The organism is Saccharopolyspora ipomoeae (assembly GCF_029952525.1).
Taxonomy (GTDB): domain Bacteria; phylum Actinomycetota; class Actinomycetes; order Mycobacteriales; family Pseudonocardiaceae; genus Saccharopolyspora; species Saccharopolyspora ipomoeae.
The window spans coordinates 13,049-27,611 of the sequence record NZ_JASAOF010000025.1; the positions used below are offsets into that span (position 1 = coordinate 13,049).

Annotated in this window: 15 protein-coding genes; 7 read left to right on the plus strand and 8 right to left on the minus strand. The window is 72.8% G+C overall.

Features of this window, described 5'->3' with window-relative positions; all coding sequences use genetic code 11:
* The first annotated feature begins 52 nt into the window (after positions 1 to 52).
* Both QFW96_RS26165 and QFW96_RS26170 read left to right on the plus strand, forming a co-directional pair.
* Complete coding sequence (locus tag QFW96_RS26165) at positions 53 to 1,396, plus strand: coenzyme F420-0:L-glutamate ligase (RefSeq protein WP_281458387.1); 1,344 nt, start codon at positions 53 to 55, stop codon at positions 1,394 to 1,396.
* Complete coding sequence (locus QFW96_RS26170; protein ID WP_425524796.1) at positions 1,393 to 1,926, plus strand: NUDIX hydrolase; 534 nt, start codon at positions 1,393 to 1,395, stop codon at positions 1,924 to 1,926. The genes QFW96_RS26165 and QFW96_RS26170 overlap by 4 nt, the downstream gene beginning before the upstream one ends.
* On the opposite strand, the gene QFW96_RS26175 is transcribed toward QFW96_RS26170, so the two are convergent.
* The 5 genes from QFW96_RS26175 to manB are packed head-to-tail and all read right to left on the minus strand — an operon-like array spanning position 1,918 to position 4,829.
* Positions 1,918 to 2,133, minus strand: coding sequence for a hypothetical protein (locus QFW96_RS26175; RefSeq protein ID WP_281458388.1), 216 nt, complete (start codon positions 2,131 to 2,133; stop codon positions 1,918 to 1,920). The two genes, QFW96_RS26170 and QFW96_RS26175, sit on opposite strands and share 9 nt — an antisense overlap.
* Positions 2,130 to 2,528 (minus strand): type II toxin-antitoxin system VapC family toxin, encoded by a 399-nt coding sequence (locus QFW96_RS26180; protein WP_281458389.1) that lies wholly within the window; start codon positions 2,526 to 2,528, stop codon positions 2,130 to 2,132. The genes QFW96_RS26175 and QFW96_RS26180 overlap by 4 nt, the downstream gene beginning before the upstream one ends.
* Positions 2,525 to 2,782 (minus strand): FitA-like ribbon-helix-helix domain-containing protein, encoded by a 258-nt coding sequence (locus QFW96_RS26185; protein WP_281458390.1) that lies wholly within the window; start codon positions 2,780 to 2,782, stop codon positions 2,525 to 2,527. The genes QFW96_RS26180 and QFW96_RS26185 overlap by 4 nt, the downstream gene beginning before the upstream one ends.
* A gap of 32 nt (positions 2,783 to 2,814) precedes the next feature.
* Positions 2,815 to 3,723 carry a DNA-3-methyladenine glycosylase family protein gene (locus QFW96_RS26190; protein ID WP_281458391.1) on the minus strand — a complete coding sequence of 303 codons (909 nt, stop codon included), beginning with the start codon at positions 3,721 to 3,723 and terminating at the stop codon, positions 2,815 to 2,817.
* A 5-nt stretch (positions 3,724 to 3,728) separates the two neighbouring features.
* Positions 3,729 to 4,829 carry a mannose-1-phosphate guanylyltransferase gene (manB, locus tag QFW96_RS26195; RefSeq protein ID WP_281458392.1) on the minus strand — a complete coding sequence of 367 codons (1,101 nt, stop codon included), beginning with the start codon at positions 4,827 to 4,829 and terminating at the stop codon, positions 3,729 to 3,731.
* A 184-nt stretch (positions 4,830 to 5,013) separates the two neighbouring features.
* Here manB and QFW96_RS26200 point away from each other — a divergent pair, with 184 nt between their 5' ends.
* Positions 5,014 to 5,388 (plus strand): hypothetical protein, encoded by a 375-nt coding sequence (locus tag QFW96_RS26200; protein WP_281458393.1) that lies wholly within the window; start codon positions 5,014 to 5,016, stop codon positions 5,386 to 5,388.
* Between the two features lie 190 nt (positions 5,389 to 5,578).
* Here the strand turns inward: QFW96_RS26200 and QFW96_RS26205 are convergent, their stop codons facing one another.
* The 3 genes from QFW96_RS26205 to QFW96_RS26215 all read right to left on the minus strand — a co-directional run bounded on the left by QFW96_RS26205 (position 5,579) and on the right by QFW96_RS26215 (position 8,914).
* Entirely contained in the window at positions 5,579 to 6,439 is an 861-nt protein-coding gene (locus QFW96_RS26205; protein ID WP_281458394.1) for a glycosyltransferase family 2 protein, read from the minus strand.
* A gap of 36 nt (positions 6,440 to 6,475) precedes the next feature.
* Positions 6,476 to 7,624 (minus strand): glycosyltransferase family 4 protein, encoded by a 1,149-nt coding sequence (locus tag QFW96_RS26210; protein ID WP_281458395.1) that lies wholly within the window; start codon positions 7,622 to 7,624, stop codon positions 6,476 to 6,478.
* A 198-nt stretch (positions 7,625 to 7,822) separates the two neighbouring features.
* Positions 7,823 to 8,914 carry a glycosyltransferase family 4 protein gene (locus QFW96_RS26215; protein WP_281458396.1) on the minus strand — a complete coding sequence of 364 codons (1,092 nt, stop codon included), beginning with the start codon at positions 8,912 to 8,914 and terminating at the stop codon, positions 7,823 to 7,825.
* 56 nt (positions 8,915 to 8,970) lie between these two features.
* Here QFW96_RS26215 and QFW96_RS26220 point away from each other — a divergent pair, with 56 nt between their 5' ends.
* The 4 genes from QFW96_RS26220 to QFW96_RS26235 are packed head-to-tail and all read left to right on the plus strand — an operon-like array spanning position 8,971 to position 14,467.
* Positions 8,971 to 9,891 carry a glycosyltransferase family 2 protein gene (locus QFW96_RS26220; protein ID WP_281458397.1) on the plus strand — a complete coding sequence of 307 codons (921 nt, stop codon included), beginning with the start codon at positions 8,971 to 8,973 and terminating at the stop codon, positions 9,889 to 9,891.
* A 56-nt stretch (positions 9,892 to 9,947) separates the two neighbouring features.
* Positions 9,948 to 11,822, plus strand: coding sequence for a beta-ketoacyl synthase N-terminal-like domain-containing protein (locus QFW96_RS26225; RefSeq protein WP_281458398.1), 1,875 nt, complete (start codon positions 9,948 to 9,950; stop codon positions 11,820 to 11,822).
* Entirely contained in the window at positions 11,819 to 13,261 is a 1,443-nt protein-coding gene (locus QFW96_RS26230) for an AMP-binding protein (RefSeq protein ID WP_281458399.1), read from the plus strand. The genes QFW96_RS26225 and QFW96_RS26230 overlap by 4 nt, the downstream gene beginning before the upstream one ends.
* Positions 13,262 to 13,264: 3 nt before the next feature.
* Positions 13,265 to 14,467: an FAD-dependent oxidoreductase gene (locus tag QFW96_RS26235; RefSeq protein ID WP_281458400.1), complete on the plus strand. Its 1,203-nt coding sequence runs from the start codon at positions 13,265 to 13,267 to the stop codon at positions 14,465 to 14,467.
* Positions 14,468 to 14,563: the final 96 nt, after the last annotated feature.

Below are 14,563 nucleotides of genomic sequence, written 5' to 3' on the forward strand. Positions count from 1 at the left end.
GCGCTCGTGATCGCCGACCGGGTGCGGGTGTCCCGCGGGCTGGAGCGGAGCGATGAGGGACCACGCCGCCGCTGCGGGTCTGCAGCTGTTCGCGGTGCCGGGGTTGCCGGAGTTCGTCGAGGGGGACGACCTGGCGGCGTCGATCGCGGCGGCCGCACCGTGGTTGAGCGATGGTGACGTGCTGGTGGTGACCAGCAAGATCGTGTCCAAGGCCGAGGGCCGGATGGTCACCGCGCCAGAGGACCCCGAGCAGCGGGACGCGCTGCGCCGGGAGCTGGTGCTCTCGGAGGCGATCTCGGTGCTGGCCCGCAAGGGCCGGACGCTGATCACGCAGAACAAGCTCGGCATCGTGCAGGCGGCGTCCGGGGTGGACGCCTCGAACGTCGCGCAGGACCAGATCGCACTGCTGCCGGAGGACCCGGACGCGTCCGCGCGGCGGTTGCGGGACGGCATCGCCGAGCGGCTGGGCGTGCGGGTCGCCGTGGTGGTGACCGACACGATGGGCCGGGCTTGGCGGGTCGGCCAGACCGACGCGGCCATCGGCTCGGCCGGTCTCGCGGTGCTGCACCGCTACGCCGGCAGCACGGACTCGCAGGGCAACGAGCTCGCGGTCACCGAGGTCGCGATCGCCGACGAGATCGCCGCGGCCGCGGACCTGGTCAAGGGCAAGCTCGGCGGCGTCCCGGTCGCCGTGCTGCGCGGTATGACCACTGTGGACGATTCGTCGACGGCGCGGGACCTGGCCCGGCCGGTCGAGGAGGACCTGTTCCACCTCGGAACCGCGGAGGCGGTCGCGCAGGGCCGCCGGGAGGCGGTGCTGGTGCGCCGGTCGGTGCGCGAGTTCGCCGACATCCCGGTGGACGAGGACGCGGTGCGCCGCGCGGTCGGCGCGGCGCTGACCGCACCGGCCCCGCACCACACGCGCCCGGTGCGGTTCGTGTGGCTGCGCGACCGCGCGCTGCGGATCAAGCTGCTCGACGCGATGCGCACGGCGTGGCTGGAGGACCTGCGCGCCGACGGCCTGTCCGAGCAGGCCGCGCAGCGCCGCGTCACCCGCGGCAACCTGCTCTACGCCGCCCCCGAGGTGGTGCTGCCGTTCCTGGTGCGCGACGGCGCCCACGACTACCCGGACGCGGCCCGTTCGGACGCCGAGCGGCAGATGTTCACCGTCGCCGGGGGCGCCGCGGTGCAGGGACTGCTGGTGTCGCTGGCCGCCGAGGAACTCGGCTCGTGCTGGGTGTCCTCGACGCTGTTCTGCCCGGACGTGGTCCGCTCGGCCCTGGACCTGCCGGTGAACTGGGAACCTCTCGGCGCGGTCGCCGTCGGCCACCCGGCCACCCCGGCCGAAGGCCCGCGACCCCCGCGCGACCTCGACGACGGATTGGTGGAGCTGTGAGCGGACCGCACGCCGACGCGACCCGGGTGCTGGGCGGCTGGCGCCCGGCCGATCCGCAGCAGGAGGCGCTGCGCCAGGCGTTCCTCACGCTGCTCGACGCCCGCGACGACGCCTGCCTGCGCGCTTGCGAACCCGGCCACGTCACGGCTTCGGCGGTGCTGCTGGACTCGGCGGGCGACAACGTGCTGCTGACCCTGCACCCGCGGGTCGGCCGGTGGCTGCAGCTGGGCGGGCACTGCGAACCCGAGGACGACACCCTCGCGGGTGCCGCGCTGCGCGAGGCGACCGAGGAGTCCGGGATGACGGACCTGGTGGTGGATCCGGAGCCGGTGCACCTCGACGTCCACCCGATCACCTGCTCGCTGGGCAAGCCCACCCGCCACTTCGACGTGCGCTACGTCGTCCGCGCCCCGGCCGGCGCCGAACCCACCCGCAGCGACGAGTCCCTCGACCTGCGCTGGTGGCCCCTGACGACCCCGCCGGAGAACACCGACCTGGGCCCGCTGCTCACCGCGGCCTCCTCAGGCTGACCGGTTGAAGACGGCGTCTTCGAGGCGCTTCAGCCGCGCTTCGACGCCGTTCGGCTCGGTGCGCGCGAGCTCGGACTCGATCAGTCCCCGGATCCAGGCCGTCGTCTTCACGTCCTCGGCCGCAGCCCGGTCGCGGACCTGATCCAGCAACGACTCCGGCAGTCGCAGCGACGTGGTGATCATCGGGTCGGGTTCCGTCTTCCTCACTGCACCAACCGCAGTTCGCATCGAACGCCCGGGGCTGCGGCGAGCCGCTTGTCGCCTGTGACGAGAGGAAGTTCGTTCAACTCGGCGACGGCGACGTAGGCGGCGTCGTAGGAGGAGAGGTTGTGGCGCAATTCCCACACCCTCCCCCTGGCTGCCGCGGTGAACGGGAGCTCCTGGATGAACGTCGCCGCCCACCTGTCCAGAACGTCTTCGGCGTGCGTCGCGGAGATCTTCCCGCCCGCGACCAGCCCTCGAAGCACGCTGAGCATTTCGACCGGTTGATGCGGTGGCGCCGCCCAGCTGGTGTGCGTCCCGAGAAGTTTCCGGACTTGAGGACCGCTGTGGTTCGCTCCGAGGAAGAACGAGACCAGGGTGGAGGTGTCGACGACGATCACGCGACACCCGCCCGCCCATCGCCACCTGGACCCTCACCACGAGCGGCGCGAACCGCGTCGACGATCTCGTCCATGCTCAGCAAACCACCACCGACCGGTTCCATGTCCGCCAGTTCGGCGTTCCGCGAGAACCGCGCTTCGCGCTCCAGCACGGCCAGCAGGTACGCCTGCAAGGACTGACCGCTTCGCTTTGCGGCCCGGGCCAGCAGGTCTCTTGCCTCTTCGGGAACGTTGCGGATCGTCAGAACAGCCATGACTGCATTCTACAGTCACAATGCAGTCATGGCTAGAACGCGCGGTAGTCGCGGGCTGGGAGGCGCGGGCCGTGGCGGGGGCGGTTGACCCCTGCTGCGGCGAGGTAGCGGACCGCGCGGTGGCGGTGGCCCTCGTAGGGGCTGAGCGCGTCGAGCATCCCCTCGTCGTCGAGGGGGTGGCCGACCAGGGCGGTGCCGACGATCGTGGGCAGGTGGAAGTCGCCGACGCTGACCGCGTCGGGATCGCCCCAGGCGCGCTGCGCGACCTCGGCCGCCGTCCACGGGCCGATGCCGGGGATCTTCCGCAGCAGGTTCCGCCCCTCCTCGCCGCGCAGGACGACCGCCTTCTCCAGGCTGCGCGCCGACGAGGCCGCCGCGAGCAGGGTGCGGCGGCGTGCCCCGTCGATGCCGGCGCGGTGCCACTCCCAGTCGCGGATCTGCCGGACCTGCTGCGGGTCGGGCACCGTCCACAGCTCCTCCACCGGCCCCGGCGCGGGATGGCCGAAGCGGCGGCACAGCTCCCGCCACGAGCGCCAGGCCTCCCGGTTGGTGACCTTCTGCTCCAGGATCGCGGCGACGAGCACGTCCCACACCCGGCCCGACGCGCACAGCCGCAGGCCGTTCGCGGCCTTCACCCCGCGCGTGACCACGTCGTGGGCGGGTTCGAAGCCGCTGGCGTCGTCGGAGGCGCCGAGCAGGTCGGGCACCCCCTCCAGCACCGCTTCGGCTCCCGGCCCCCAGGCGGATGCGCGAACGGTTCCCCCGCTCGCCCGACGCAGCCGCAGGGTCGCCGGGCCGAGGGAGGTGGTGCTGGCCCACCACAGCGCGTCCGGCTCGACGCGGGTCGTCGGGTCGCCGCTGCCGCGTCGCAGCGGCGCGAGGACCCGGACCAGGTCGAGCGGGTAGTCGTGGTGCCAGTCACGGGTGAGGGGTTCGCTCATGCTGCTCAATCCGCCGAGAACCGTACTCCGTTCGGCGGCAGCTCGACGCCGGGCCAGATCCGGATCCCGTCCACCAGCTCGCACCCGGCCCCGATGAGCGCGGCGTCACCGACCACGGCGTCCCGCAGCACCGCCCCGGCCCCGATCCGGGCCCCGGTCCCCACCACGCTGCGCTCCACGACCGCGCCGGGCTCGACCGTCACGCCCTCGAAGAGCACCGAGCCGCTGACCTGAGCATGGGAACCTATCTCGCACTGCGCGCCCACGGTGCTGCCGCCGTCGACCACCGCGTCATCGGCGACCGTCGCGCCGCCGAGAACCAGGGCCCGCCCGGTGGGGCCGGGCAGCGCGGCGGAGGGCGCGTTGCCCTGGACCAGGTCCGCGCTGCCGCGCACGAACGCGGCGGGAGTTCCCATGTCCAGCCAGTACGACGCGTCGATGTAGCCCTGCACGCGCGCGCCCTCGGCCAGCAGTCCCGGGAACGTCTCTCGCTCGACGGAGACGGGACGACCGGAGGGGATCCTTTCGATCACCTCTCTCCGGAACACGTAGCAACCCGCGTTGATCTGGTCGACCGGCGGGTCGTCGGTCTTCTCCAGGAAGTCGGTGACCCTCCCGTCGCCGTCGGTGGGCACGCAGCCGAAGCGGCGCGGATCGTCGACCTTCACCAGGTGCAGGGTGACGTCGGCGGAGGTCTCGCGGTGGGTGTCGAGGAGTTCGCCGAGGTCGACGCCGGAGAGGATGTCGCCGTTGAACACCAGAACGTCGTCGGCGCTGAGCCGGTCGGCGACGTTGCGGATCGCGCCCGCGGTGTCCAGCGGTTCGGACTCCACCACGTACTCGATGCGCAGACCGAGATCGGAACCGTCACCGAAGTGCTCCTCGAAGACCTCCGCCTTGTAGGAGGTGCCGAGCACCACGTGCTCGATGCCGAGGGCGCGGATGCGCGAGAGCAGGTGCGCCAGGAACGGCACCCCGGCGGTCGGCAACATCGGTTTCGGTGCCGACAGGGTCAGAGGCCGGAGCCGGACCCCCCGACCGCCCACCAGCACGACCGCTTCCGCCTTCGGGCGCGGTTCGGCCGGGGTCTGCGCATCCGCGGACATCGGCGTCGTCCTCCTCTACCTGACCTAGATCGATGACGAAAACCCATTGGGGGGAATACTCTGGCAGTGGCACCGGCATAATGACACTGGGCCCGTGCCCGATGGCCGTGCCCGGTTCAACACCACACCCGGATTTTTCCCGGGTATGGCACCACCGACTGCGAACGACTGAGAGGGCATCCACATGGACCCGCGCCTCCGAGCCGACGAAGCACTTGCTCGCGCGCGGGCACGCGGCGCGTTCGTCGTCACACCGGACAACGCCACGTCGCCGATGGATGCGGCGAACACCGTGCGGATCCCGCGCGACATCGTCAACAGCGCGGTCGACAGCGACACGGACACCACCATGCTGCCGGCGGCGGGTCAGCAGATGCCCGCCCCGAACCAGCAGCAGCCCCAGTTCCCCACCGCCGACCCGCACACCGGGTGGCCGACCGAGGACTACGGGCAACCGCAGCAGGCCCTGCCGCCCAATCCCTACCAGGCGCAGCGCAATCCGAACGAGTTCGGACCGCTGGGATCGCAGCCCCTGCAGCAGTACCCGCAGCAGTACTGATCCGAGAAGTCTCCCCGCTCACCTTGCTCAGCGGTGCGGGTGGCGGAACCCGAGCGCCTCCGTGGACTCCGTGCACCGCTCCTCGAGCATTCGATATACGAGGCGTCCCGGCGCACTCGCCACGAAAGCGCTCAGAATCCGCGCCGGTGCGGGTTGCTCGGGTGGTGGAAGGGAATGCGGCTCCGCCGCATCAGCGGGCCTGGATCTTGGCGCGCGCTGCGAGGCCGAGTTTGAGGGCGAGGCGCAGCGGCGCCCACTTCAGGCCCCGGTAGCGGTCGGCGAGGTAGCGGTAGGCGGAGCGGTGGTGCTCGGCGAGCATCCGCTTGGAGGCCTTCGACGTGGAGGCGCCGCCGATGTGCATGATCTCGGCGCTGGGCACGTAGACGTTGAGCCAGCCGGCGCGGCCCAGCCGGTCGCCGAGGTCGACGTCCTCGAAGTACATGAAATAGCGCGGGTCGAAACCGTCGATGGAGTCGAAGGCCTCGCGGCGCATCAGCAGGCACGAACCCGACAGCCATCCGGCGGTGCGCTCGCTGCGCCCGGTCTCGGACTGCCGGTAGGCGCGCGACCAGGGGTTACCGGGCCAGATCTTGACGAACAGCGCGTGCCCGACACCGCGTCCGATCGACGGCAGCAGCCGCGCGGACGGGTAGACCTCACCGGTCGGCTCGGTGATCAGCGGGCCGAACGCGCCGCCGCGCGGCCAGCGCCCGGCCGCCGCGATCAGCTCGTCGAGACTGCCCGAGCCCCACTCCAGGTCGGGGTTGGCGATGACGATCCAGCCGTACTCGGACCCGAGCGAAGCGACTCCGCGGTTGGCGCCGCCGCCGTATCCGAGGTTGCCGCCGGTGGGCACGAAGTCGACGTGGTCGTGCTGCTCCGCCGCCCGCTGCGGCGCACCGTCCTGCGAACCGTTGTCGGCGAGGATCACCCGGACCGGCCGCTGCGTGGCCTTGTCGAGGGTGTCGATGAAGCGCTGCAGCGTCTCGCCGGGCGAATAGGTCACGGTGACGACGGCGAGCTGATCGCCGTAGGTGCGCGCGTTGGTCACGCCGTCACATTCTGCTGCAACGCGGTCGCCGTGAGGTCAGCGGGTGCGGGCGTGGTGGGCCCGGGCGTAGGCCTCGCGGTGCCGGGTCGCGCAGGCTTCCCAGGTGAACTCCTTGGCCCGCAGCTGAGCGGCGTTGGCGAGCGCGGCGCGGCGGGCCGGGTCGTCGAGGAGTTCCCGCAGCCCTGCGGCGATGTCGGTGGGGCGCACGCCGCAGTAGGCGACGGCGTCACCGCCGACCTCGGGCAGGCTCAGCCGACGGGTGGTCAGCACCGGTGCGCCGCAGGCCATCGCCTCCAGCACGGGCAGCCCGAACCCCTCGCCGAGGCTCGGGTAGGCGACGAGCCGCGCCCCGCCGAGGAATCCGGCGAGCTGGCCGAACGGCAGGTATCCGGCCCTGATCACCCGGATCCGGTGCGGCACCGACTCCAGCGCCCGCTCCACCTGCGTGTCCCAGCCGGGCTGACCGGCGAGGACCAGCGCAGGAGCATCAGCGCGCCTTCCCCGGCATGCCTGGGTGAAACCGCGGATGAGCGCGGGGACGTTCTTGCGCGGTTCCAGCGCTCCGAGGAACGCGACGTAGGGCTGGTCGAAGAGGCCGAGGCGGTCGCGGACGACCTGGATCTCCTCGGGGGTCGGCGGGTGGAACCGGTCGGGGTCGACCCCGTGGTAGCTGACGGCCATCCGGTTGCGGTCGGCGCCGACGGTGCGCGCGAGCTCGGCGGCGGTGGCCTGGCTGGGCACCAGGCAGATCTCGGCCCGGCGCAGCGCACCTCGCGTCCAGGCCCGGAAGAAGCGGGCCTTGACCGGTGAGTGCACGCGGCGGTTGGTGAAGAAGGTGGCGTCGTGCAGGGTGACCACGGTCGCGGCCGGGTTGGCCAGCGGTGTCGTGTAGTGCGGCGAGTGCAGCACGTTCACGCCGAGCCGCTTGACCAGCAGCGGCAGCGTCGTCTGCTCCCACGTCAACCGCGCGGTCCGGGTCGCCACGGCTTCGGCGGCGGGAACGATCCGCGCGCCGGGCGCGAGGGTCGCGTACAACCCGGCGTCGCGCGGCTGGCACGCCACGCTGACTCGCGCCCCGTCGGAATCGAGGGCGGCGAGCAGGGAATCGACGTACCGTCCGACGCCGCCGCGGTCCGCGGGCACCGCGGTCGCGTCGATCAGAACAGCCGGTTCGCCTCTGCGCACCAGAAGAGAGTACGGCGAAGCCACCCGCCCCCGTGCCCAGTACGGGAAAAACGTGCGGGCGCTTTCGGCCCCGCTGTGAGCAAGGGAACCTTCCTGTCATTCCGGCCGAGCCGGGGGAGCCTCGTTCCCCCGGCTGGGGTTCTCGCCGGCCGGGCCCTGATCGCACGGCGCCCTTCATGACGTGCGCAAGGGAACCTTTCAGTCACCGACGAGGTTTCGGTGGAGGTTCCAGATCTCGTGGGCGGTTCGTTCCCAGGTGAAGGTCGCGGCTCGGCGTTGGCCGGTTTCGGCGAGGTGGGCGCGGTGGTCGGGGTCGTCGGCGAGGCGGCGGAGCGCGGTGGCCAGGGCCGGTGGGTCGGCCCGGGGGACCTCGACTCCCGCGCCGCCCGCGACCTCGGACAGGGCCGGGGCGTCGGTGTGGACGACCGGGACTCCGAGGGCCATGCCCTCCAGGAGCGGGAGGCCGAAGCCTTCCGCGAGGCTCGGGACGACCAGGGCCATCGCGCGGCGCAGCACTGCGGCGAGTTCGGCGTCGGTGACGTCGGTGAGCACCCGGAGACCGCGGTAGCCGTGCTGGTCGGCGAGGGCCGGCAGGTCGAGGTCGCCCCAGCCGGGGCGTCCGACGATCAGCAGCGGCAGGTCGGGGGCGTTCGGTTCGGCGAGGGCGCGGATGAGGTGCTGGTAGCCCTTGCGGGGTTCGACCGTGCCGATGGCCAGCAGGTACCGGTCGGGCAGGTCGAGGCGCGTCACCGGTGCGGGTTCGGCGAGCAGGTCGGGGCTCACGCCCTCGGCCAGCACCCGGGGCGGGGTGGTGAGCGGAACTCGACCTGCGAGGTCGTCGGCGACGGCTCGGGTGGGCACCACCAGGGCGTCGGCGTGCCGGGCGGCGCGGGTGATCATGCGGCGGTGCCAGGCGACTCCGCGCGGGGTGAGGGTTTCGGGATGGGTCCAGGGGACGGTGTCGTGGACCGTGACGACCAGGCCGCGCCCGCGCCGCCGGGGCGGGGCCAGCGGTGTCATCGCGTGCACGCTGTCGCCGCCCGGCCACAGCGGGACGCCGCGTTCCCACGCGGCGATGAGCGCTCGACGCGGCAGCGGCAGCACGCGCGGTCCCCGCACGCCCGGAACCCGGGCCTCGGCCGGGTCATCGGTGCGGCTGATCGCGCTGGTCAGCGTCCAGCCGTCGGGGGTGGTGGCGGCGAGGGCGCGCAGCAGTTCCCGGGTGTAGCGGCCGGTGCCGCCGGGGACCGGGGCCAGCAGCTGTTCGGCGAGGGCAACCAGCTCGGGCACGTGCTCAGCTTCGCACGCGCGGGGACACCGCAGGCGCGTGACGCTAAGTTTCCCGGGTGACATCCGAGGGAGTCCGCACCACGGTCGTCGTGATCACGTGGCGCGGGCGAGAGCACATCGACGCCTGCCTGGACGCGCTGGCCGCGCAGACTCGTCCACATCGGACGCTCGTGGTGGACAACGCCTCCGACGACGGCACCGCCGACCTGCTCGCCGCGCGCACCGGGGTCGAGGTGCTGCGCCTCCCCCGCAACCTCGGTTACGCGGGTGGGCTGGCCGCCGCGTTGCCCCGGGTGGACACGCCCTTCACGGCCTGGCTCAACGACGATGCCGCGCCCTCCCCGGACTGGCTGGAGGTGGTGGAAGGGAACCTTTCTGCCACCACCCGCGCCGCGGCGGCCTCCTCCGTGCTGCTGACACCGGACGGCGGGGTGCAGTCGACCGGGGTGCGGCTGACCTCCGACGGGCACGGGGCCGACGCCACCGGGCGCGGTCCGGTGTTCGGGTTCTGCGGTGGTGCTGCGCTGCTGCGCACCGACGTGCTGCGCGACGCGGGCGGTGTTCCGGCCGAGTTCTTCTGCTACTACGAGGACACCGACACCGCGTGGCGGCTGCGGCTGGCCGGTTTCGACGTGGTGCGCACCGAGGCGACGGCCGCGCACCTGCACGGGGCCAGCACCCGGCCCGGTTCGGTGCTGTTCCACCGCTGGAACGAGGGGAACCGCCTGCTCACCCTGCTGCGCTGCGCACCGGCGGGGGTGGCGCTGCGCGAGCTCGCGCGGTTCGCGGCCATCACGGCGCTGCTGCCGTGGCGGCGTCTGCCGCATCCCCCGCCGAACCTGCGGGCCGGTGTGCGGCTGCGGGTGCTGATGAAGGTCTCCTTCCTGCTGCCCTCGGCGCTGCGGGCGCGGTGGCGGATCGGGAAGCGGGCGAAAGTGTCCCGACGCGAGGTGTGGAAGACCTGGGCGGGGCGCTGAGTTCGGTTCAGCGCTGTGCAAGTGGGTTGTAAGCGACCTGCACACACTTCGTGGGCATGACTACGAGTGGAGATCATCAGCGTTCGGTCGCGATCGTGGGAATGTCCTGCCGGCTTCCCGGTGCGACCGGCCCCGACCAGTTGTGGGAGCTGCTGCGCGCCGGTGTCGACGCGACCTCGGAGACGCCCGCCGAGCGCTACGACGCGGCGGCGCTGCGGTCCACCGGCGGCCCGGCCGCCTCGCGTGGCGGATTCGTCGAGGGCGTCGCCGATTTCGACGCCGAGTTCTTCGGCATGTCGGCGGCCGAGGCCACCGCGCTCGACCCGCAGCAGCGGCTGCTGCTGATGTGCGCGTGGGAGTCCCTGGAGGACGCCGGGATCGTCCCGGAGCACCTGCGCGGCACCCGAACCGGCGTGTTCGTGGGCAACTCCCGCGCGGACTTCCTCGAAACAGCACTTCAGCAGGGGCTTCCCTCGGCGACGGCGACGCAGTTGGGAAACGTTCGCTCACTGCTGGCGGCTCGCCTGTCGCACGTGCTGGACCTGCGAGGCCCGAGCGCGGTGGTCGACACGGCGTGCTCGTCGGCGTTGACCGCGGTGCACCAGGCGGTGCGGAGCCTGCGGTCCGGTGAAGTGCCGGTCGCGCTGGTGGCGGGGGTGAACCTGCCGCTGCGACCCGACGAGGGCGTGATGATGTCGCACGCGGGAGCGCTGTCGCCGGACGGTCGCAGTCGTTTCGGCAGTTCCGACGCCGACGGCCACGCTCCCGCCGACGCGGTGGCGGTGATCGTCCTGAAACCGCTGGAAGCCGCGCTGGCCGACGGCGACCGGGTGCGGGCGGTGATCGCGGGCAGCGCGGTCGGCAACGACGGCGGCAGCAGCTCCTCGGTGCTCAACCCGTCGCTGGAGGGCCAGTTGGACGTGCTCCGCTGGGCGTACGAGGACGCGCGGATCGCACCGTCCGAGGTGGACTTCGTGGAGGCCCACGGGGCCGGTTCGCCGCTGCTGGACCCGCTGGAGCTCACGGCGCTGGGCCGGTGCATGGGAACCTTCCGCTCATCGCAGCGGCCGCTGCTGGTCGGGTCGGTGAAGTCCAATCTCGGGCACGCCGAGGCCGCGAGCGGGCTGGTCGGGTTGATGAAGGCCGCGTTGTGCTTGGAACGCAGGCAGGTTCCGGCGAGCCTGCACGCTGAGCTGCCGCGTCCCGACGTGGATTGGGAGGGGTTGTCGATCCCGCAGGAGATCACCGACATCCCGGAGCGGGCCGTGGCCGGGGTTTCGGCGCAGGGCTCGTCGTCGCTGAACGCGCACGTGGTGCTGCGCAGCGCCGAGCCGGCGCGGCGGGACGCCGATGACGGGACGCGGTGGCCGCTGGTGCTGTCGGCGCGCACGCCGGAGGCCTTGGCGGAGTTGACCCGCGCCTGCGCGGAGCACCTGGCCGGGCCGGGTGCGGCGTTCCCGGTGCGGGACCTGTGCCGCAGCGCCGCGCTGCGCCGCACCCGCTTCGAGCATCGCGCGGTGGTCATCGGTGCGACGCACCAGGAGCTGATCGAGGCGCTGCGCACCGGCAGCACCCCGGAGCTGGACCGGTTCCTGGGCGCGGAATCGGTGGATCGCGACGGGCTGTTCGGGCCCGGGGTGCACGCGCCGCTGCCGACCTACCCGTGGCGGACGCGCCGCTACTGGCCCGGTGACGAACCGGTCGACGGCGACGATCCCGCGGAGTGGCTGCTGGGCAAGCACGCGCGCACCGGGTTCGACCAGGACTCGACGCTGGCCGACATCGGCATCGACTCGCTGGCGAAGTTGCAGCTGATGGTGGAGGTGCAGCAGCGCACCGGTCGCGAGATCGACCCCGAAGAACTGGCGGCGCTGCGCACCGTGCGCGACCTGTGCCGCTGGGCGCGGGAGCTGACGGAGGTGTCCCGATGAACGTGCACACCTGGTTCGAGCGGGCCGCGCAGCGGTTCCCCGATCTGCCCGCGCTGGAGGTCGAAGGCGTCAGCCTCACCTACGCGGAGCTGCGCGAGCTCGTGGAGCGGCTGGCGGCGCGACTGCAGGCGACCGGCGCGCCGCGGCGGGTCGGTCTGCTGGCGAACCGCTCGGTGCTGGCCTACGCCGGATACCTGGCGGTGCTGCGCTCCGGTGCGTCGGTGGTTCCCCTCAACCCGCAGCACCCGCCGGAGCGGATCCGCGAGCTGGTCTCCCGGACCGGGGTCGAGCTGTTGCTGGCGGAGGAGTCCCAGGCTGCGGATGAGTGGAAAGTTCCCATGCTCCGCGCCGGGAGGAACGAGCCCTTCGGGCGGGCGCGGGAGGTGGCGGTGGCGCCGGAGGACGTCGCCTACGTCATCTGCACGTCGGGGTCGACGGGGACGCCGAAGGCGGTGCCGATCTCGCACGGCAACGTGCAGGCGTACCTGGTGGAGGTCGCGGAGCGGTACGGGATCGGGCCGGGGAGCCGGGTGTCCGGGAACTTCGACCTGACCTTCGACGGGTCGGTGCACGATCTGTTCGTCACCCTCGGCCAGGGCGGGACGCTGGTGGTGCCGGCGGAGGGAGCTCTGCTGTCACCGGTGCGGACGATCAACGCGCTGGGGTTGACGCACTGGTTCTCGGTGCCGTCGCTGATCTCCTTCGCGGAGCGGCTCGGCACGCTGCGGCCGGGGGCGATGCCGTCGTTGCGGTGCGCGATCTTCGGGGGCGAGGCGGTGCCGGTGGCGGCGCTGCGCGGGTGGAAGCGCGCGGCTCCGCAGGCCGAGATCGAGGTCCTGTACGGGCCGACGGAGCTGACGGTGGCCTGCACCGGGTACCGGTTCCCGGCCGAGGAGTCGGCGTGGCCGGTGACGCCGAACGGGGTGGCGCCGATCGGTGAGTGCTTCGGCTCGCTGGAGTTCCGGCTGCTCGATCCCGGTGGCAGGCCCGCGCAGCGGGGTGAGCTGTGCGTGCGGGGTCCGCAGAGGTTCGCCGGGTACCTCGACTCGGCCGACGACGCGGGACGTTTCGTCCCGGGCGGCTGGTACCGGACCGGGGATCTGGTGGCGGTGGAGGACGGGTTGCTGCTGCACCTGGGCCGCACGGATCAGCAGGTGAAGGTCCGCGGCCATCGCATCGAGCTGGGTGAGATCGAGGCCGCCCTCCGCTCGTTGCCGGGGGTGGCGGACGCGATCGTGCTGGCGGTGCCGACGGACGGCGAGCCGGAGCTGGCGGCCGCGGTCGGGGGTGACTGCGTGCCGGAGGTGCTGCACGCGGGTCTGCGCGATCGGCTCCCGCCGTACATGCTGCCGCGCCGGATCACGGTGCTGGACCGACTTCCGCTCAACGCCAACGGCAAGTTGGACCGCCGGGCGTTGCGCATCGAGCTGGAGGGGTGAGCGATGGGTTTCGACGCGATCGTCGTGGGGGCGCGCTGCGCGGGGTCGCCGACCGCGATGCTGCTGGCTCGGGCGGGGCACCGGGTGCTGCTGCTGGATCGGGGTGAGTTCCCGTCCGACACGATCTCCACCCACGTCATCCACCAGCCGGGGGTGGCGGCGCTGGCCCGCTGGGGGTTGTTGGAGGAGTTGCGGGCCACCGGGTGCCCGCCGCTGCGGCACTTCCGCTACCAGGTCGGGGACGTGCGGCTGGCGGGGTGCGGCCGGGGTGTGGCGGGGCAGCGGGCCGCGTTCGCGCCGCGCCGGTTCGTGCTCGACGACCTGCTGGCGCGGGCGGCGGTGGCCGCGGGCGCGGAGTTGCGGGAGAAGTGCCGGGTCACCGGGCTGCTGCGGGATGAAAGCGGCCGGGTGGTGGGGGTGCGCGGCGAGCACCGGGGCGTGGAGTTCACCGAGCGGGCCGCGCTGGTGGTCGGCGCGGACGGGATGCGCTCGTCGGTGGCGGCGCACGCGGGCGCCGCGTTCACCACCTGGGACGAGCGGTTGACCTGCGCGTACTACTCGTACTGGACGGGGGTGCCGGCCGATCTGGAGATCTACGAGACGCCGGGCAGCTGGGTGGCGGCGACGCCGACGCACGGGCACGCGACGCTGGTGCTGACCTACTTCCCGCAGTCGCGGTTCCGCGCGGTGCGCGCCGATGCCCGCCGAGCGCACCTGGAGCGGGTTCGCGGCACCGCGCCCGAGCTGTTCGAGCGGCTTCGGGGCGGGGAGCAGGTGGAGCGGTTGCGCGGTTCCGGGGATCAGCAGAACTTCTTCCGGGAGGCGACGGGGCCGGGTTGGGTGCTGGTGGGCGATGCGGGACACCACAAGGATTCGATCACCGCGCGCGGCATCAGCGACGCGTTCGGCCAGGCCGAGTCGCTGGCGCGGCACATCAGCGGCGAGCTGGATTCGCCGTCGCGGCTGGACGCGGCGTTGCGGGGCTTCGCCGCCGAGCGGGACGGGGCCCTGGCCTCGGGGTACGGGGCGACGCTGTCGGTGGCGCGGATGACGCCGCCGAACGAGCACCGGATGGCGCTGCTGCGGGCGATCCAGCGGGACGAGGAGTTGACGTCGATCTACTTCGACGCGTTCGCGGGGGCCACCGACATCACGGCGCTGTACACGCCGCGGCTCCGGGAGCTGCTCGTCGAGGACAAGGGGTGATTCCTGCCCGGGCGGTTCTGGGGAGAACTGTCCGCTGGTGACGCGGCCGCCCGGGCCGGGAACGGTGCTCGGCGACCGAATTGACCGAACACCCGG